Annotated in this window: 17 protein-coding genes and 1 pseudogene; 11 read left to right on the forward strand and 7 right to left on the reverse strand. The window is 46.8% G+C overall.

Annotated features, from left to right (window positions below; genetic code table 11):
* Together L3J94_03535 and L3J94_03540 are read left to right on the forward strand one after the other, a co-directional pair.
* The coding region (locus L3J94_03535) for a transposase (GenBank protein ID MCF6217827.1) at window positions 1-363 on the forward strand (363 nt) is incomplete at its 5' end.
* A gap of 119 nt (window positions 364-482) precedes the next feature.
* Window positions 483-1,787: a glycoside hydrolase family 76 protein gene (locus L3J94_03540; GenBank protein MCF6217828.1), complete on the forward strand. Its 1,305-nt coding sequence runs from the start codon at window positions 483-485 to the stop codon at window positions 1,785-1,787.
* Window positions 1,788-1,977: 190 nt separating this feature from the next.
* On the opposite strand, the gene L3J94_03545 is transcribed toward L3J94_03540, so the two are convergent.
* Complete coding sequence (locus tag L3J94_03545; protein ID MCF6217829.1) at window positions 1,978-3,303, reverse strand: IS1380 family transposase; 1,326 nt, start codon at window positions 3,301-3,303, stop codon at window positions 1,978-1,980.
* 170 nt (window positions 3,304-3,473) lie between these two features.
* Between L3J94_03545 and L3J94_03550 the strand changes: the two genes are divergently transcribed.
* The 5 genes from L3J94_03550 (at window position 3,474) to L3J94_03570 (ending at window position 10,011) form a co-directional block, all read left to right on the forward strand.
* Window positions 3,474-3,659, forward strand: coding sequence for a hypothetical protein (locus tag L3J94_03550; GenBank protein MCF6217830.1), 186 nt, complete (start codon window positions 3,474-3,476; stop codon window positions 3,657-3,659).
* Window positions 3,660-3,831: 172 nt separating this feature from the next.
* Window positions 3,832-5,424 carry a polysaccharide deacetylase family protein gene (locus tag L3J94_03555; GenBank protein MCF6217831.1) on the forward strand — a complete coding sequence of 531 codons (1,593 nt, stop codon included), beginning with the start codon at window positions 3,832-3,834 and terminating at the stop codon, window positions 5,422-5,424.
* A 444-nt stretch (window positions 5,425-5,868) separates the two neighbouring features.
* Window positions 5,869-6,090, forward strand: a complete 222-nt coding sequence (locus tag L3J94_03560; GenBank protein MCF6217832.1) for a hypothetical protein — start codon at window positions 5,869-5,871, stop codon at window positions 6,088-6,090.
* A gap of 241 nt (window positions 6,091-6,331) precedes the next feature.
* Entirely contained in the window at window positions 6,332-7,453 is a 1,122-nt protein-coding gene (locus L3J94_03565) for a glycosyltransferase (GenBank protein ID MCF6217833.1), read from the forward strand.
* A 734-nt stretch (window positions 7,454-8,187) separates the two neighbouring features.
* Window positions 8,188-10,011, forward strand: a complete 1,824-nt coding sequence (locus L3J94_03570; protein MCF6217834.1) for an asparagine synthetase B family protein — start codon at window positions 8,188-8,190, stop codon at window positions 10,009-10,011.
* A gap of 158 nt (window positions 10,012-10,169) precedes the next feature.
* Here the strand turns inward: L3J94_03570 and L3J94_03575 are convergent.
* The 6 genes and pseudogenes from L3J94_03575 to L3J94_03600 all read right to left on the reverse strand — a co-directional run bounded on the left by L3J94_03575 (window position 10,170) and on the right by L3J94_03600 (window position 16,603).
* A pseudogene (locus L3J94_03575) lies at window positions 10,170-11,350 on the reverse strand (IS3 family transposase).
* Between the two features lie 511 nt (window positions 11,351-11,861).
* A complete protein-coding gene (locus L3J94_03580; protein MCF6217835.1) occupies window positions 11,862-11,987 on the reverse strand; it encodes a HigA protein (antitoxin to HigB) in 126 nt (41 codons plus the stop codon).
* Window positions 11,988-12,081: 94 nt separating this feature from the next.
* Complete coding sequence (locus L3J94_03585; GenBank protein MCF6217836.1) at window positions 12,082-12,306, reverse strand: Arm DNA-binding domain-containing protein; 225 nt, start codon at window positions 12,304-12,306, stop codon at window positions 12,082-12,084.
* Between the two features lie 291 nt (window positions 12,307-12,597).
* A complete protein-coding gene (locus L3J94_03590; GenBank protein MCF6217837.1) occupies window positions 12,598-13,176 on the reverse strand; it encodes a Maf-like protein in 579 nt (192 codons plus the stop codon).
* Between the two features lies 1 nt (window position 13,177).
* Complete coding sequence (oadA, locus tag L3J94_03595) at window positions 13,178-15,004, reverse strand: sodium-extruding oxaloacetate decarboxylase subunit alpha (GenBank protein ID MCF6217838.1); 1,827 nt, start codon at window positions 15,002-15,004, stop codon at window positions 13,178-13,180.
* A 180-nt stretch (window positions 15,005-15,184) separates the two neighbouring features.
* The gene (locus L3J94_03600; protein ID MCF6217839.1) at window positions 15,185-16,603 is read right to left on the reverse strand and encodes an acetyl-CoA carboxylase biotin carboxylase subunit; all 1,419 of its coding nucleotides are present in this window, start codon (window positions 16,601-16,603) and stop codon (window positions 15,185-15,187) included.
* A gap of 242 nt (window positions 16,604-16,845) precedes the next feature.
* Here L3J94_03600 and L3J94_03605 point away from each other — a divergent pair, with 242 nt between their 5' ends.
* From L3J94_03605 to L3J94_03620, 4 genes are all read left to right on the forward strand, one after another.
* A complete protein-coding gene (locus L3J94_03605) occupies window positions 16,846-17,307 on the forward strand; it encodes a YceD family protein (GenBank protein MCF6217840.1) in 462 nt (153 codons plus the stop codon).
* Between the two features lie 18 nt (window positions 17,308-17,325).
* Window positions 17,326-17,505 carry a 50S ribosomal protein L32 gene (gene rpmF, locus L3J94_03610; GenBank protein ID MCF6217841.1) on the forward strand — a complete coding sequence of 60 codons (180 nt, stop codon included), beginning with the start codon at window positions 17,326-17,328 and terminating at the stop codon, window positions 17,503-17,505.
* 115 nt (window positions 17,506-17,620) lie between these two features.
* Complete coding sequence (plsX, locus tag L3J94_03615) at window positions 17,621-18,652, forward strand: phosphate acyltransferase PlsX (GenBank protein ID MCF6217842.1); 1,032 nt, start codon at window positions 17,621-17,623, stop codon at window positions 18,650-18,652.
* A complete protein-coding gene (locus tag L3J94_03620; GenBank protein MCF6217843.1) occupies window positions 18,649-19,617 on the forward strand; it encodes a ketoacyl-ACP synthase III in 969 nt (322 codons plus the stop codon). Before plsX ends, L3J94_03620 begins: the two co-directional genes overlap by 4 nt.
* Window positions 19,618-19,640: the final 23 nt, after the last annotated feature.

Below are 19,640 nucleotides of genomic sequence, written 5' to 3' on the forward strand. Positions count from 1 at the left end.
GAAATGATCACCCTCTATCCTACGTTAGGAAAAGCCTATCGTTTAAAAGAGCTTTTTAACGATCTTTGGGGCATGCCAGACAAACAAACAGCAGAGGCTTTTCTGGCGCAGTGGTGCGGCGAAGTAGAGGCTGCAAAAATACCTGCTTTTAAGAAGTTCTCCAGGACGGTCAAAGCACATTGGAGCGGGATTATTCATTTTGTTGAAAGCCGTATTACCAACGGAATTCTTGAAGGCATCAACAGCAAGGTTCAGCTCGCCAAACGTCGAGCAAGAGGCTATCGCAATATTGATAACTTTATCAATATGGTTTATTTTCTTTGTGGAAAACTAAAGTTCAATTACCCATTCTATTTCACATAGAGCCAGAAAAATCGCAAGGTACACACGGCAGCGTTTAAGACGAAGATAGGTCTTGAAAACCCCGTAAGTGGAGCTTGTATTTCACCTAGTGCGCAACTTGTGATGGAGGAGGATGTCCAATGTATCCATACATAAAACTATTTTCATTGAAATCCCGCGTAGTGTTATGGTGCTTTTTTTTAAATGCTTCTGCGTATGGCATCACTTTTGGTGAGTATCAGGGTGCTAAGCAATCTAATAGCCATCACCCTGTAGCTCAGCACCATAAAAATCATGGTGACAAAAAAATGATAAAATCCAACAATACAAACCCTGGGTGGCCACAACTTTTCATGTTGGCGAAATGGGAAGAAAGCATGACCGTAGCCGGGAATAAATGGGGCCAATATCTGATGAACCCCGACATCAACATGAAGTGGGCAATCAGCAACACCACCTATTACGATTCCCAGCGTATTTTCTTTCAAATTGCAGATTATACTGGACAAGATGAGCCATGGAATACTTACGCACAGCGCGCAGAAGAGATCTATCGAGATTTCTACGCTCGCCCAGATTATACCATGCCTGGTTATCGCCGATTTCCACATGGAATATATATGGACTTTGTCAGAACTGGCGACCCCATATCCGCAGCAGGCATCCCGCTAATCCGTGATGCACCAGCGTACTCCAATCCTGAGCAATTCGACGCGGCCTACATGTGGCACTGGCAGGATCTTTCGCGTGAAATAGCCTATGCTATTGGCGCGCATGTTCTTGCCGAGCGTGCGGGTCATGCGAGAAATCAAGATCGCGTACCGCTTTTTATTGCTATGGCATTGAGCCATATCAACGAATGGACAACAGGTGAACGTGGCAATCCAGATACAAGCAAACATCGTTTTTCACCTTTTATGTTTGCTTTAACAGCAGAAGCACTGATCAGTTACTATGAGTGGGAAGTTGAGCGCGGTGCAAATCCTGATAACACTATTCCTAACGCCCTTAGGACTGCTGCTGATTTCTTGTGGTCTGCTCGTGTTACAAAAGGGCCTAATACGGGCAAGACAATGTGGATACCTGATCTAAGCGGCCGGAGCTACTCTACTTGGGGCGACTTAGGTGGTACTGGCTATGGCGCCTTCAGGTATGAAGATTGTGATTGTTCGCCTGCAGGGTCTCGGCCTGCGCCAGGGTTGAACCTACTGATTGTTCCAGCCTATGCTTGGCTGTTCAAACACTTTGGTGATCCTAAATACCTGGAGAGAGGCGACTTGATTTGGGAAGGTGGAGTTAGCTTGTCTCAAGCTGACATCAGGTTTGCTGGCAAACAATTTAACCAAAATTATCGTTGGAGTTTTGAGTATGTTAAATGGCGGAGTGAAGGGACTTTGAAGTGGCCCCATAGTCAAGACAAGAGTGTAGCCCAAATCCCCAGATAGGACTCCCTCCGACCTCTAAGAACCACTATCTCCCTCTTTCAACGCTTATTGCTGGCCATTTCTTGCTCATCACCGTGTATATGACTGAGGAGTTTAGTCAAAAGCAGTTCTTCGGTGCCTGTTTAGCACGCCATGGGGCATTTTGGACAAAACTCTCCTGTCTAAACCGTCATTTGTGTCGCAAGTTTCTTTAAATGGGTGGCGGCTCAAACGCCTTCAGGGCGACCAGCACTTGCTCCAGTAGTGTTCGATGTTTTTCCTTTAGTTTTACAAATAATTGCCGTCCGCTCTTAACCACTTTGGCCGCCATGGCATACAAGCGCCAGCGCAGAGTGATTGCACGATGGCTAGCCAGCGCTGCTGGCAACAACTGGCGCATCAGGGCAAACAAGTTATAGGAGAGTGCGGTGATTAAAAAGTACAGTGCATCGGCTTTGAAGTCCGAGCAAGGGAGCGTATCACCGCCAAAATCCAGTTTTAGTTCCTTGATGCGATTCTCGCTCTCCTCTGCGCGTTGGTTGTACCAATGGATAACTTGGCTATCGCTCAGTTCATCTCGGTTGGTGGCAATCGCACGGTAAAGATAACCGCCCAGGCTGATGCCTTCTGAGCTCTCTTGCGAATCCAGATCCAGATCCGCTTGCCCTTTAAGGGCTTTTCGCTGAATAACAAGGGTGAAGGCTTTCTCATAATCTCCGATATAGAAGCGTGTGCGGTAGCTCTCTTGGCCGCTTATCGCTGCACCATTCTTATCGCTCAACAGCTGCCAGTCTGAATCACTTGCAGCTTCAATCTGTGCGCGTATGGCCGCGCTGGTTTTGGCGCAAATCGCATAGTCGATGCCGTGCTCATCACAGTACTCGATGATTTTCGTTTGATAGCCCGCCGCATCAATACGCAGTGCATCCAGGACGCACCCCTCGGGTAACGACTGTTGGCATTGCTGGATAAATGCAAGATTGTCCTTCGCCGGTGCGACATTGCCTTGGCGAAAGTCGATCGCCACAATCTGTCCGGTTTGTGCAATATGCCCGACCATGGGCATAAAGCCTTTGTTTTTGTTGTAGGTCCACTGCGCGCCCGCTTTATTGGCAATCAGTTCTGTGGCATCAATATCCAGTGTCACTTTTTTGCGGCGGTGTAAGGCGGATTGTAGCAGGGCTTTGTTGACCTTTACCCAAGCATCCTGGGTTTTCGGCTGGCTGCTCATTCGCCTTAGCCAATCACCAAGAGTGGTCGCTTGGGGGAGTGTTTTGAGGCCCAGTACGGTGCGTAATGCTTCATCCTCCTGAAGGTGGCGAATGCCATCCAGATGAAAGCTACCTTCGTGCTGCATCAAGATGAAGGTTTTGATGAATTCAGAAGGCTTATACCCACGATTACTTTTGGGCAGCGGAAAGTGATGGTCAATACGCTCGGCGAGATTGAGAGAGCCCATTAACTGGACCGTGGCTAATAAGCCGGCACGGGATGTGAGTAAGTCGTTTGTGATATCAAGTTTGCAGGGTAGAATCATCATAAGCCTTGAGCTGTACACCCATTGGGTGATGGTGTGTTTCGTTGCTAACCATTATACAGCCAAGGCTTTCTGCAGTTTAGAGGTTTCTATCTGGGGATTGGGGGACTATGCTTTTCTTGCAATTACGCAGGCTATGAACTACATAGCCTGAAATGATAATAAAAAATATGTTACTGTGGAAAACTCAGCGTCATAGCGTTGATATTGAAAAAGAAGAGACCTACAAAGGCTTGTTGCGCAACAGGAGAGAAATGGCTGGGTTATTGCCAAATGCTGGTAGTTTAGCCATTGGATCAAGCGGTGGACTAGCAAGCACCTCCATTTCTCTTCGTGACTTGACTGGCAATGTTTAGCATCGAGTGTACTGATTACCTGAAGGAAAAAGTGCAGTTGCGACTAAGTGGATACCTTGGGGCACTTACTTAAACCCTTAGAGAGCGTTACCCAATGGGTTCCTGGTAATTACTGGATGCCTTTATCTTGAAGAATAAGACGTAAGAGACTGTAAAGAGGTGTATGCTAGTAATGAAAAAGATTAGTTTTTTTGTGGGAAGCCTTTCTTATTCAGTCAGAAGGGGAATACACGCTATCCACGTAGCCTATCCAAATGCTCAGATCCTTATTGTCCACCAATCATCAAAAAAAAGTGTACCCCAACTTTTAAAAAGCCAGTGGCGAAACATGCTTAAAAATGGTTGGAGATGGATTCCATACCAGGTTGAAAATATATCAACAAAACTACTCCAAAAATACCCAAGTAAATTCACCACTTCACCTAAAACACCTGGCCTTCAGTATTCATGGGAAAGGATAAAATCAACACCTAACATTCAGTATATTTCCTGTAGGGACATACACTCGAAGGAGGTTCTGAGAAAGGTTCAATCATTCAAGCCTACCTTGGGTATCTCTTTGTCTTCGCCAATTTTAAAAGTATCAATATTTGCTATTCCAACGCTAGGAACCATAAACTTGCATAAAGGCAAGGTTCCGTATTACAGAGGAATGCCTCCAGCTTTTTGGGAATTATGGAATAATGAAAAGGAGGTTGGCTGCACCATTCATAAAATTGAAAAAGGGTTAGATACAGGTGACATTCTACTCGAAAGTGTAATGCCTATATCCAAATACTCAACTGTAAAAGGCTTGCAAATACAGCTTGATGAACTTGGTGTCTCTATGCTGGAGGAGGCTGTCGGGCTGATTTCAGCAGGAAGGGATGTTTGGCCCCCCCAACAAAAGGGTGGGCAAACATACTTCAAACCTACGCTGAAACAAAAAAATACCCTAGAAAAGAAGCTACCCACAAAAAATAATTCTCCATTTTTTCGGTATTTTGCGAAACAGGGGCTTTTTACATTACACATTCATGTATTCAGCCTATTACGAAAAAAACTAACTCTAATGAACCAAAAACAAAAAGTGGTTGTCCTGCTTTATCACCGTGTAGATGATAATTTTCGTGATTCTGTAACGGTAGGAGTAGGTCAATTTGACAGGCAAATGGAAATTATTAAGCGATGCTACCCTGTTATCTCTATAGAAGACATCATTAATGATAACCTTCCTGGTTACACCTCCCAGCCATTGGTTGCAGTAACATTTGATGATGGCTATTTAGATAATTATAAAAATGCCATGCCTATACTGCTAAAGCACCAAATACCCGCTGCTTTTTTTGTAAGCACAGGTATCGTCGGCACTGACAATGGCTTTGCACATGACATTGAAAAGATTAACCGCGCCCTTCCTAATATGACCTGGGAGCAAGTCGAACAAATGCACCAACTTGATTTTACTATTGGCTCTCACACAGTGAGTCATATCAACTGTGCTAAAGATGACAAAGACCTTGTGATTGCTGAGTTGATAAAATCTAAAGAAGACCTAGAAGATAGACTAAGCTTAAGTGAAATGATTTTTGCGTACCCTTTTGGGAAGAAAAATGACATTACCCCAGACATCCTTGAAGAGGTTAAAAAACAGGGATATACGGGGTGTTTGTCTGCATATGGGGGTATCAACCAGGTGAAAGTTGATCCATATAATGTATTAAGGGTCGGCATTGACTACAACTTCACTGATAAAGCCTTTAGAGCGAAAATAGAGGGTTTGTGAGTAAGTGCGCAAGACAAGCCCTACTCAGAGAGCCTGTTTAGAGCACTGAAATACACGCCCGCATATCCATCAAAGCCATTTGAAAGCCTGATGTCTGCAAGAGCATGGGGCCATCATTTTGTCGGTTGGTACAATGAAACAGTGGAATCCAATTCATCACTCCAGCCCAACGTCACAACGGCGAAGAGCTGACGATATTGGCTAAGCGGAAAGCGGTCTATGAAGCGGCAAAGCAACGGAACCCGGAACACTGGAGTCGAGAAACCCGAAATTGGGCCGCCGTCAGTGAAGTGTGGTTGAACCCAGAAAATTAGGGTAAAAAAGAGCCTGGAATTAGAGGAAAATCAGCAGATCGCTGGACAACCACCTTGACAAACATCGCTGTACTGCGCGCACAAGTTGTTGACTCTGCCGACCCTTGTAGCTTCAAACCGCTAAGAGTAAATGGCCGCACCAACTGCCTGCTGCAGTAGTATCGGCCAAGCAAAAAAATTCGAAAAAAAGTATCTGCTGTTATTATGGCTTAATGGTCGGCCTAGAAAAAAGCTAGGGTATAAGGATTCAGCAAAATTAATGGCGGCACATGTAACTGCCATTGCAGCTTTGGCGGTTATGCGCTTCGAGGTCGAATCTGCCGGCCTCATATTTAAGGTCAAGTTTAGTTAATTGATTTCTCACGGATGCTGTAATACGTATTTCGTTAATATTCAATGAGGCCTTTGCACGAGAGGTACGCGAAAAAAAGAGATAAAAGTTGACTGATTGAGGTGGAAAAAGCAGGAAATAGCTAGCTATCCACAAAATTTCCAACGAAAATCAGCCGTATCTTAGCCTTTTTTATCCGCCCACCCCCTCGCACAAAAGCCTCTCAGTACATAGCATGAACTAGCAAAGGTAATCTCTTACGATGGAAGTGTCGAAAAACCTTAATGTAATGGAAGTTATATACGGCTTTGAATTAGCTGGTTCAGAGCGCGTTGCTGCTTTGATTTCGGAGCAACTTAAGGCATCAGGTTGCAATGTCTCACTCTGTGCTACGCATACAGGCAAGGGGCCACTAAGTGATTTTCTCGAGGAAAGAGATATCAGCTGTTACGCTGCAAATATGGAAAAACGATCGAAGTATCAGGTTCTTTTTTTCCTTTATTTGCTGTTCAGACGTAAAAAAATTAATGTTTTACATGTACATCATCTGTCCATGTTTAGGCTTTGTTATTGGCCTGCAAAGCTGGCTGGTGTAAAGCGTATGATAGTTACTGAGCACTCGAATTATCTCACAGGAAATAATAAAAGACTTGAAATGCTTGCCTATAAGTATTCGATGAAGGCCGACATGCTAACAGTTATTCACAGCGGTTTAATGGATTATTTCACCAATGATTTGGGTGTTTGTAGCGATAAAATAAAGATTATACATAATGGTGTTGATGTTGATAAGTTTACCATCAAGGAGAAAGATTTTGAATTTAAACGGTCGATAAATGTTGATGATAATGCAGTGTTACTAGGTTTTGTTGGTCGCTTTCATCCAGCCAAAGACCTTGGAATGATGGTGCATGCTCTTAAGATTTTGATAGATATGGAGCTGACAAGACCAGTTGCTCTTGTCATGGTGGGCGATGGTGATTTGCGTGATGAAATAGAAAGTCTTTCTCGAGAATTGGGAGTGCGAGAGTTTATCCGTTTTTTAGGCGTGCGAGAGGATATCCCATACATTTTAAATAACTTGGATGTTTTTTTGCTGTCTTCAAAAACAGAAGGCCTGCCTATGGTTATACTTGAGGCGATGAGCTCTGGGGTGCCCTGTGTTGCAACAAACGTAGGGGGTATTTCAGAGGTTATATATAATGGAAATGGCTTTCTTTCTGCTGCTGGTGATAGCAAGGCGTTTGCAGATAATCTATACATGCTAGTTGAATCATTAGAATTACGAAAAAAAATGTCTGGTTTAGCTAGGCAGAGCGTAGTGGAAAAATTTAGTCTACAGAAAATGATGGCTAGCTATCACAAAGTGCTGTTTGATAAATAGAGCCCATTAAAAATTTGATTCAAACAAATAAGCTCATAACTTGAACAGAGCGCCTAGGTATTGTTGATAAAAAGAGCGTGAGGGCGACTGGAAAATAGACCTTGTGATTGGAGAGGGGCGCAATGGGGCGTTAGTGACAAGGTTTACCGCTTCAAAGCGCATTGATGATAAGTCAGCGACTGCCGTCACAGCAGCAACGATTGAGTTACTATAACCGTTTAAGGGCGCGATACATGTCATCACAACAGACAGCAGAAAAGAGTTTGCCTACCATGAAGAAGTCGCGAAAGCATTAGATGCAACGGTTTATTTTTCAGACCCTTACGGCTTGTGGCAGCGGGGGGATAAACGAGCGTTTTAAACGTAATCCTGAGCGATTTGTTCAAGGGCCGCCGAAGGTGAAAATGCCCCCTGAATTCGTTGCAACCAACCCTATCTCCATTGAAGAGCATGACAATGCAGTGATCAGCGATTGTGGGATATCCCAACCCTGTCGGCTGCTGGTTATGTCAGTGGGAAACAGAGGTTAATTACTGAATAACTGTCCATATGAGGTTGACACGTTTCGGAATTATGTTGTAGGAGTTATGATGGGTGCAAGATGGTAGGGGTGCAAAAGGAGTCGGTTATCGCGCAGGCTAGTTACTTTTTGGCAGAGATGCCATGAATGTAATCGCGAGGTGGCAAAACACTCAAAGCAAGGTTCTAAGGTATTTAATCTAAGGTGGTCAGCTATGCCAGGTATTGTAGGATGTATAAGCAAGGATTCATGTGCTGAAAATGATTTTGACATATCTTCTATGTCTAGTCAGTTGCTGCATAACGAATATCATCACGAGCAGCACGTTCATACTGCCCCTGGGACAAGTATCGCAGTAATAAATCCGGGGATATGTAGTGCATTATGTGCGACTACGTACTGTAGTGATAGAAAAATCAGTTTGGCGTACTACGGTGAGTTTTATGGTGGAAGGTTTTCACAGCTAGGTGATGGAGAGGCTATAGCGCAACACTTGCTAGACATGTACTTTAGCCAAGGAGAGAGCTTTGTTGATGGTTTAAATGGGTCTTTTTTGATTTTTATTGAAAACTTAAAAGATAATATTTCATTGATTTTTAATGATCATTATGCCTCACGCCCCTTGTTTTTCTCAATAAAGGGGGAGCGTATTTTTATTTCACCAGAGGTAAAGGCTATATATGGGTTACCTTTCATAAGCTCAGAAGTTGATAAGAGTGCAGTTATTTCATTTCTTGTAAATGGGCATGTGCTCAATGACCAAACATATTTTTCCAATATAAAGGCACTTTTACCCGGTAGTATTTTTCGCATCGAAAAGAACGCCACCTCAATTGAAAGCTATCATAGTCATCGATTTGAAGTCGAGGAAGATCGAGGTGAAGATTATTATATAGATAGATTGTCTACACTTTTGAGACAAGCGGTGGCGGACAGGTTTACAGATGTAAATAATACCATTATCCCTATTAGTGGTGGTTATGATTCACGAGGAATATTGGGGTGTATCAGGGAATTAACGGAAGAGAAGATTAAAACGGTCTCCTGGGGGACAGATGAGGTAACGGTGGGTTCAGATGCGTATATAGGGCGTATGATTGCTGAAAAGCTTAATTGCCAACACTTTTTTCTTGAGCGCAGACCAGGGCAATTAATTTCTTCTTTTGAGGAAATGCAATACGTTACCGACAACTTGACAGATGACCCAGCAATACACAGCCAAGAGTTAATGATTATGAAGAGAATTCGTAGTGAATTGGGTGGCTTATTTATGATGCGGGGTGATGAGTGCTTTGGTTTCGGTGGCGAGGCAAATAATGATGATGAGGCATTAGGGAGGGTGGCCATTAATAAACTTAGAAGATTATCATCGCTCAAGGGACTCCTTAATCCAGAAGAACTTGATTCGTATATCATGAGCTACGATGCCGTTGTGGATGATATTGTGAGTAAATGCCCAGAATCAGATTTTTTAGACCGTAAAGATTATTATTACTTTAATCAGCGATTGTTTAATTATCTAAATAGATCAAGCTATTATAAGATGGGCGTTTTGGAATTACAAAATCCATGGTTGGATAAAAGAATACTAGACTTCATCGCCACTGTACCGAGAAAGTACAGGCTTGATAAACAGTTGTATAAGAAAACATTGGAGACGATGTTTCCAGATTTATACTCTATACCGTTCGCGAGTAGTAGTAGCTTAGAAAGCTGGTCTGATATCTTTCAACGAGATGTAAATCTGCAAAAGTACCTTAGACATCATTTGCTTGAGGATAGCAATGAGTTTTATGGTTTTTTGAATATAAATAATTTAAATAGCAAGCTAGATATGATGTTTTCCGATAGAATAGAGCAGACTCCTTCCGTGTCATTCGCAAGTAAGATGAAGGCTTTATTAAGACGATTTCCACTAATATATCGTTTGATTAAGTCCACTGCAGTCAAATATATGCCTTCAAATGACGTGACGGATGAAACACTTATCTTGAGATTATTGTTAACAAAAACATGGTTTGATAAGTTGAAAAAATGAACCTTTCCTAATTCAACCGGGCAAACCCCAGCTATACTGGGGCGGAAGGTGTCAACCTCATATGGACAGTTACTCAATAATTAACCTCTATTTCCCGCTAACATAACCGGCGGCCGATAACGTTCGGTGTTTTTCAAGGTAGTTGTCGCCTTTTTTAGTTACGCGGCTTCTTTTGGTTTCTTTTTTTCTGGGTTCAATGTCACCGCACCTTCGGGGTTCCAGTTCCGCGTCTTGCCAGACCACCGTTCTGGATGTTTGGCTTTGGCCAGTTCGTAGGCATTATCGCGTTTTTTGAGTACCGCCTTGTCTTCTCCCCGGTGGCGTTGCGCCGGTGTCACAAACTTGATGCTGCTGTGACAGTGTTCATCGTTATACCAACTGACAAAGCTACCCACCCATACTCGGGCCTCCTCCAGTGTGGCAAACCCATCTTTAGGCCACTGAGGACAGTATTTCAGGGTTCTAAACAGCGACTCCGAATAGGGGTTGTCGTTGCTCACCCGGGGTCGACTGTGCGAGGCGGTGATCCCCAGGTCAGCCAGCTTATTCTGCAAGGTGTGGCTCTTCATCGGTGCGCCGTTATCCGAGTGCAGTACCAGAGGCTCTCTAAAACACTGCTCCGCCAAGACAGCCCGTTGCATCAGTTCGGCCGCCAGCTCACCTGTCTCGCTCTCATGAACCTCCCAGCCAACGATCTTGCGACTGTAGATGTCGACGATCAGATAGAGGTAGTAGAACAGCCCTCGCACAGGCGTCGGCAGGTAACTGATATCCCAGGTCCAGACTTCATTAGCGGTGTGTGTGGTGGGCGCCTTCCGACCTCTCGCCGCTTTGCTTCGTCCTCGGTGGTGCAATTGCTCAGCATCGTTCAATATCCGGTAAAAGCTCGATTCCGAAGCAATGTATTCACCTTGGTCGGCCAGCTTGGGCACGATCTGACTTGGCGGCAAGCTGGCGTATTCTGGTCGATTACACACTTCGACAACCTGACTGCGCTCGGCCTCGGAGAGTTTGTTCGCGGGCACAGGGTGCTTGGCTTGAGGGCGTTGGTCGGCCTTAACTTCGCCACCTTCCCCTTGCCAGCGCTGGATCGTGCGTGTGGACAGCCCTACGGTGTCACACGCCCGGTCTTTTCTTGCACCGGATTGAACCGCCTCAGCAATCCACTTCACTATCTTTTGCCGCTCTGGAAGAGGCGTTAACTCGCCTCGTTTTCCTCCCAGAGGGCATTGAACTTTTTTCGCAATATCAGCAGTGCCGCTGCCTCCGCCAGTGCTTTCTCTTTGCGAACAAGATCTTGCTTTAAGGCCTTGATCTCTTTCTTGTCCTTCTTCGACCGCTGATCGCCATGGAGAGCGAAGCGAGGGCGATTAGTCGCCGATAGCCCACGCCGTCTGCATATTCGTAGTGCGAGGAACGAGTTGCGAAGAAGATGCAGCAGCGGCTTTAGTGGGCGTAGAGTCATTGAGGGAGTCATGGAGTAGTGCAACGAGGAACGATGTTGTACGGAGCCGTGATGGACGCAGGACGGTCGGGGCAAAAGGAATCAGTTGTCGCGTAGGCGAGTCACTTTATGGCAGGGACGCCATAAAGTAATCACGAGGTAGCGACACATTTGATCATTGATACTAAGGCCGCGATCTTTTAGTAGCTGGAGTTGTTCTGGTATGGATAGCGGGGTTTTATCGAATGGCTTCAAACCTGTTTTCTCCAGACATAAAAAACCCCGCACGATTTGAGCTTGAAAACCGAAGTTAACCTAGGCTTGGCGGGTGTGTTGCTACTAAAGGTAGTAAATATAGACGCTCGCGTCAATAGATTAATGCTTTCATGTGTGGTGGTCACCCTTGCTAAGTATCCACTTTCAGCCTTTCGACCCCGTTCAAATCTACACGCTTTTTTGCATGCCATAGGTTGTAGGCATCTTTCATGGCTAGCCAGCTTTCTGGTGTTCGCCCGAGTGACTTTTCTTTGATGAATTAACCGGGATGGGGTGGGGGTGGGTTGTGCATGGTCATTAGTGATAATCCTCATAATTCACAACATGGGTATGATAGGTGATCCAATAGGCTAAGACTTAACGCCATCCCTTATTTTCTTCAGCATTTTGGCAGGCCATTTGCCACTAGAGGTTGTCCGCTCTTTGCCATTAAGCTTAAAACAGTATTCAAAAGTTACTACAAGGCCGGTTTTCTGTACTCGCACCCGCCCATACAGCCCATTACCATCAAATAACTTGCGGCCGATATCATCCGGGGTGAGTGCTTCTAATTCCTTTACCGTTAATTTGCCCATAAAACGCTCCAATTGATATGGGTGGGGTGGCTTAACTAGGATTCTAGAGGATGTTGTTGGAAGGTTAAAGGGCGGTTTTTTCTGTAAGTTGTTGAATGTGGTGGGTTGATTGTCTTTTGTTGGATGTGCGTGGATTCCTGTTCCCTTAACTACGAACCAGGGGGTCGCAGGTTCGAATTCTGCCGAGCGCACTATATAAAATAAAAAAAACCAGCAAATTGCTGGTTTTTTTATGTCTGCTAACTCTTATTTCCCCAGTCTAAAATTTAACCAGACTTGCTCAGAGGTGCTTTAAATAACCTCAACCCCTTCTTTGTTCAGCATGCGGATCAGCCTGATGAGGGGTAGGCCGATAAGGGTGTTGGGATCATCACCTTGTAGCTTTTGAAATAGGCTGATGCCTAGTCCTTCGGATTTGAAGCTGCCTGCACAGTTATAAGGTTGCTCCTTTTGTAGGTAGCTCTCTATTTGCTCGTTTGTTAATTTACGAAAATAGACAGTGTAGGGCACGACATCTGTTTGCAGGGTGTGACTTGTTGTGTTGTAGAGGCTTAAGCCGGTGAGAAAAGTGATGATTTTTCCGGATGCTTGTTGTAGTTGCTGAGTTGCTCGGGTGTGGTTGCCTGGTTTGCCAAGGATCTGTTTGTTGAGTATTGCGACTTGGTCTGAGCCGATGATTAGGCTATTGGGGTGGTTGTTGGCAACGGCTTTGGCTTTCTGCTCGGCGAGGCGGGCGACTAACGCCGCTGGCTGCTCATCTGTGTGGCGGGATTCGTCAATATCGGGTGAAGCGCACTGGAAGGGCAAGCCGAGCTTGCCCAACAGTTCGCGCCGAAACGGTGAGGTAGAGGCGAGTATCAGTGGTTGCACGTTATTTTTCAATTTCGATTAATATTTCATCCGGGTTGACTGTTTCACCCTTGGCTACGTTGATGGCTTTAATGGTGCCATCAATGGGTGCTTGTATCTCGGTCTCCATTTTCATCGCTTCTGCGACCAGTAGTGGGTCACCTGCTTTTACTTCATCACCCTCTTTCACTAGAACCTCGACCACGGTGCCGGGCATGGAGGTGGTGACGTGGCCAGGTTCAGTGGCGCGGGGGCGTTTGCTGCCGCTGGAGCGTGGTGTGGTCATGGAGCCATCATCTGAAAGGGTAATCTCCTCCAGTGTCTCTACAATGATCTCTTCAGGCATGCCGTCTACGGTGATATAGAAGGGGCGCGCTTGCTGGTTTTTGTGTCCGCTACCGGTGATTTTGACGTGGTAATCCTCGCCATGCAGGGTGACGGTCATCTCGGTGGGCGCGCTTTTGATGCCAGATGCCTGGGCTGAGATGGGGGGTTCAAGTGGCTCTGGTGTCAGAGTGCCTGCCTTGCGTTGTTCCAGGAACTCTCTACCCACTTCAGGAAACATGGCGAAGGTGAGTATATCTTCTGCTGATTCTGCCAGATCACCCACTTGCTGTTTGAGGTTTTTCATTTCTGCTTTTAACAGGTCGGCAGGTCGGCAGTCGATAACAATTTCGTTGCCGATTGCTTGTTGGCGCACCATGCTGTTTACGGTGCCGGGCGGTGTGCCATATTTTCCTTGCAGGTAGAGTTTTACTTCGTTTGTGATGCTGCTGTAGCGCTTGCCGGTGAGTACGTTGAGTACTGCCTGGGTGCCAACAATCTGTGAGGTTGGGGTGACCAGCGGTGGAAAGCCTAGGTCTTCACGCACTTTGGGGATTTCGCTCAAAACCTCACTCATGCGGTTGAGCGCATTTTGCTCTTTCAGTTGATTGGATAGATTGGAGGTCATGCCGCCAGGTACTTGGTTCACTTGAACCCGGGTATCCATGCTAGTGAACTCACTCTCAAACTGGTGATATTTTTTGCGTACTTCGTAAAAGTAGCAGCCGATCTCCTGTAGTGCCTCCAGATTGAGTTCGCTGTCGTAAGGGGAGCCACGCAATGCGGCGACCATGCTCTCTGTAGGTGGGTGGCTGGTGCCTGATGAAAAGGCGGAGATGGCGGTGTCGATATGCCGGCAGCCACTCTCGATGGCTTTGAGGTGGCACATGCTGGCCAGGCCAGAGGTTGAGTGGCTATGCAGGTGTACCGGGATGGTGAGTTCGTTGACCAGTGCGGTGACGAGTTGTTCGGTAATATAGGGTGTCAGCAGTCCAGCCATATCTTTAATAGCGATGCTGTCGCAGCCCATGGTTTGCAGTTTTTTGGCATCACGAACAAATTGTTTGATGGTGTGTACCGGGCTCGTGGTGTAGGCGAGGGTGCCTTGTGCATGCTTGCCACTGTTTTTAACCGCATCGACAGCGGTTTGTAGATTGCGCAAGTCATTCATGGCATCAAAGATACGGAAAACATCAATGCCACTCTTGGCGGCCTGTTTAACAAAAGCCTGCACCACATCGTCAGCGTAGTGACGATAACCGAGCAGATTTTGTCCACGCAGTAGCATTTGCAATCGGGTGTTGGGCAGCGCCTCTTTCAGTTGGCGCAGGCGTTCCCACGGATCCTCCTTTAGGAATCGAATGCAGGCATCAAAGGTGGCTCCGCCCCAAACTTCCAGAGACCAGTAACCAATTTGGTCGAGTTTTTCGCAAATCGGCAGCATATCTTCGGTACGCATACGGGTGGCGATCAGCGATTGATGGGCATCTCGCAGGATGGTGTCAGTGATGTTGACACGGCTCATAGTCTGTTCCTCTCTCTCTGGGGCGCATTCAATATTATTCGTCACTACTCATCTTCTATCTTAATGCTTGGTTATTTTTGTACTTAATGGGTCACATATGGCCTATATGTTCCCTCTTTGTGTTCAAAAATGCCTCGACTTGAGGGGAGACCTAAACACGCTGAGTAGTGGCTACTGTTATTATAAGCCGAGGTGCGCGGCAACGGCAGCGGCAATAATGGCCGCTTCATGTTGTGGCGAGCGGCGCACCGAATAGTTAATTAATTCGGGGTGGGATTCGACAAAGCTGGTATCAAATTTGGCATTTTGAAATTCAGCGGAGCGGACGATGGCAAGCTGGTAGGGGATGGTGGTTTTAATGCCATATACCCCAATGTCATTCAGTGCGCGTTCGGCTCTATTTAGTAGGTCGTCCCAGTCGAGTGCCCAGACAATCAGCTTGGCGCACATCGAGTCGTAGTAGGGCGGTATGTCATAGCCGGTATAGATGGCGCTGTCGGTGCGGACACCCGGGCCACCGGGAGCAAAATAACGTGTGATGCGACCAAAGCTGGGCAGGAAGTCATTTTGCGGGTCTTCCGCATTAATACGGAACTCCATGGCAAAGCCACGGCGCTGTATCTGCTCCTGTGTATAACGCAACTTGAGGCCGGAGGCGATGCGAATCTGTTCCTGCACGATATCAACGCCGGTAATCTGCTCAGATATAGTGTGTTCTACCTGTAGGCGGGTGTTCATCTCCATGAAGTAGAAATCGTCATTTTCATCAAGTAGGAACTCGACGGTACCCGCATTTTCATAGTTCACCTGCCTGGCAGCAAGAACGGCTAAATTACCGATGTGGTCGCGCTGTTCGTCGTTGAGCTGAGGTGAGGGGGCGATTTCGATTAGTTTTTGATGGCGGCGCTGAATGGAGCAGTCTCGTTCATACAGGTGGATCGCATTGCCGTGGCCGTCTGCCAATATCTGTACTTCGATGTGGCGCGGATTGACGACACACTTCTCCATGAAGACTTCAGCACTGCCAAAGGCTTTTACCGCTTCGGATATGACGCGGTCATAGTTGCGATTGAGTTCAGCTTCATTATCACAACGACGAATGCCGCGACCACCGCCGCCTGAGGTGGCTTTCAGCATAATGGGGTAACCAATTTTTTTAGCCAGTTCAATGGCTTCATCCAAATCAGCTAAGTTGCCCTCAGATCCCGGAGTGACGGGTACGCCAGCGGCAACCATTGATTTGCGCGCCTGGGTTTTATCCCCCATGCTGCGGATAACCTTGGCGCAGGGGCCGATGAATTTAATGCCGCGTTTGGCGCAGGCTTCGGCGAGTAGTGGGTTTTCCGAAAGGAAGCCGTACCCTGGGTGGATCGCATCACAGCTGGTGGCAACCGCTAGATTGACGATGCGGTGTGCGTTAAGGTAGCCCGCCACGGTGTCTGGTCCCAGACTGTAGGCTTCGTCGGCTTTTTTGACGTGGAGTGCATTACGATCAGCATCGGCATAGATGGCGACAGAGGTGATGCCCATTTCGGCGCAGGCGCGGGCGATACGCACAGCGATCTCCCCTCGGTTTGCAATGAGGATCTTTTTAATCAAGATGTGGTCCACCTGGCATCGTTGGTTGTTGTTTCAAAGCTTCCCTAGAGTTCTACGTAAAATGGTAAAAGAAGTCAACAGCGATCACGCTATCGAGAGCTTAAGCGGTATGCCTGTTTCTATCCGAAGAGTAGGGGGTCTAATTCCCTTTGACATATTGGTGTTGCGCCGTTATTATGCGCGCCATGCCCGAGCCGTCATTAACATATATAGACCCGTTTGCACTCGCAAATAACGAGTCCATGGTTGAGCGTAAGGTGTCGTTGGGTAGCATGCAGCGACTGGCTGAGCTGGTAATTAAATCGACCGGTGATGCGGCGGTATCGCTGCATTTTGGTTCAGATCCACTGGGCTTTCGGGTTATGCGGGGTACCATTACTGCCCCCGTCACCATGAAGTGCGAGCGCTGCCTGAAGCCGATGCCTGTCGAAGTGGTTGCCACTGTTAGCGTCGGGTTGGTGAAAAACAGCAAACAGGCCAAGAATTTGCCTGGGCAGTATGAACCACTGCTACTTGAAAGTGATGAGCCCGTTTCGTTGTCGGAGCTGGTTGAAGATGAGTTGATACTTTCCTTGCCGATCGCGCCACGGCATGAATTGAAAGAGACGTGTATTGATCTGGATGAATACACTGCAAAGGATGATTTTCAGGAAGAGAAGAAAAGTCCTTTTGCTGCTTTGGCTGCATTGAAAGAGAAACACTGATTTTTAAGGAGACGCCTGATGGCCGTACAACAGAATAAAAAGACCCCTTCCAAGCGCGGAATGCGTCGTTCACATGATGCTCTATCCGGCCCTACGCTGTCGATTGATCAGAGCACGGGTGAAACCCACCTGCGTCACCATGTTACACCTGATGGCTTCTACAAGGGCCGTAAGATCGTTTCAGGTAAAGGCGAGTAATTGCTTTTTGTGCTGCGAGGCACAACCTGTAAAGATGGAGTGACCTCCACCGGCCATTTGGCTGGTGGGGGTCGCTTTTGTTTATGCGCCCCGGTAATTTGGTGAATAAGACTCGATGAGAGATTTTGTAACGATTGCGATTGATGCAATGGGTGGGGATCATGGCCCCTCGGTGACGGTCCCTGCCTCCATACAGGCGATTAAAGACAATACTCGTTTGCGTCTGATTCTTGTGGGGCTGGAAGATGAACTCAAGGGCGAGCTTTCCAACTATGGAATGGAGCAGTCAGAGCGCCTCTCAATTCATCATGCTTCACAGCAGGTTGCTATGTGTGAGCTGCCGTCGGTGGCGATGCGCAGCAAAAAAGACTCCTCAATGCGCGTCGCAATCAACCTAGTAAAAGAGGGTAAGGCGCAGGCGTGTGTTAGCGCGGGCAATACCGGTGCGCTGATGGCGACTGCTCGCTTTGTTTTAAAAATGCTCCCCGGAATTGACCGCCCAGCGATTATCTCATCATTGCCAACCATCAAAGGCCACACCCATGTTTTGGATCTGGGTGCCAATGTCGACTCATCGGCAAAAAATCTATTTGAATTTGCAGTGATGGGCTCGGCGTTAGTGAGCGCGGTTGATGGTGTAGAGAAACCAACGGTTGCTCTGCTTAATATTGGTGAGGAGGAGATTAAAGGCAATGAGCAAGTGAAAGAAGCCTCCCAGCTATTGGCAGAAAGCGATTTGAACTACATTGGCTATATTGAAGGTGATGGAATATTCAAGGGTGAGGCTGATGTGGTGGTTTGTGATGGCTTTGTCGGTAATGTTTCGTTAAAAACCACGGAAGGTGTGGCCAAAATGGTGGGGCATTACCTTAAAAGTGCCTTTAATAAAAATATTTTCACAAAAATGGCCGCGCTAGTTGCGATGCCAGTAATGAAAGCCTTTCGCAATAAAATAGATCCGGGTCGCTACAATGGTGCCAGTTTTGTTGGGCTGCGCGGTATCGTGGTGAAAAGTCACGGTGGGGCGGATCTCCCTTCGTATAATAATGCAATTCACGAAGCGGCCAGAGAGGTAGAGATGGATGTGCCGGTGCGCATCCGTGAGCAGCTTGAAGTGATTCATTCCCGGGGACAGGAGAAGCAATGATTAATTCTCGTATAATCGGCACGGGTGGCTATCTGCCTGAGCGTGTGATGACCAATCAGGATCTGGAAAAGATAGTTGATACCACTGATGACTGGATTGTAGAGCGCACCGGAATCAAGCAGCGACACATTGCAGCGGATGACCAGAGTACCTGTGATTTGGCAGAGCAGGCGGCACGCCAGGCGATTGATGCGGCGGGTATCCCAGTCGATAGTATCGATATGATCATTGTGGCAACCACCACGCCAGATCAGGTTTTCCCGAGTACCGCTTGCCTGCTTCAGCAACGCCTCGGTATTCATGGATGTCCGGCTTTTGATGTTCAGGCGGTCTGTACGGGCTTTATTTATGGTCTCTCCGTGGCCGATAAATTTATTAAAACAGCTGCCTGTAAACGTGTGTTGGTGGTGGGCGCTGAAACGATGTCAAGAATTGTTGACTGGAGTGACCGTACTACTTGTGTACTATTTGGTGATGGGGCCGGTGCGGTTGTGCTTGAAGCCAGTGCTGAGCAGGGTATTCTCTCGACACATATTCACGCCGATGGCCAATACAGTAAATTATTACAGGTTCCTGCCGGTGTTTCGTTTCGGCATGTTGAGTTTAAAACCGGTAAAATCGGCATACAGATGCAGGGTAATGAAGTGTTCAAAATGGCAGTGAATACCTTGGGGCGGATTGTTGATGAGACACTATCAGCGAACGGTCTGGATAAAGGCGATATTGATTGGCTAGTGCCACATCAGGCAAATGAACGGATTATCAAAGCCACAGCCAAAAAGTTACGCATGTCGATGGATCGCGTGGTAACCACGGTGCAGACCCACGGCAACACTTCAGCGGCATCGGTACCACTGGCGTTGAATGTAGCCGTGCGTGACGGGCGTATTCAGCGCGGTGAAACACTGCTGCTTGAGGCTTTTGGTGGTGGCTTTACTTGGGGCTCGGCACTCATTAAGTACTGATCCGAATAATTTATAAAATTTTA

The sequence above is a fragment of the Gammaproteobacteria bacterium genome, assembly GCA_021647245.1.
Taxonomy (GTDB): Bacteria; Pseudomonadota; Gammaproteobacteria; order RBG-16-57-12; family RBG-16-57-12; genus JAFLJP01.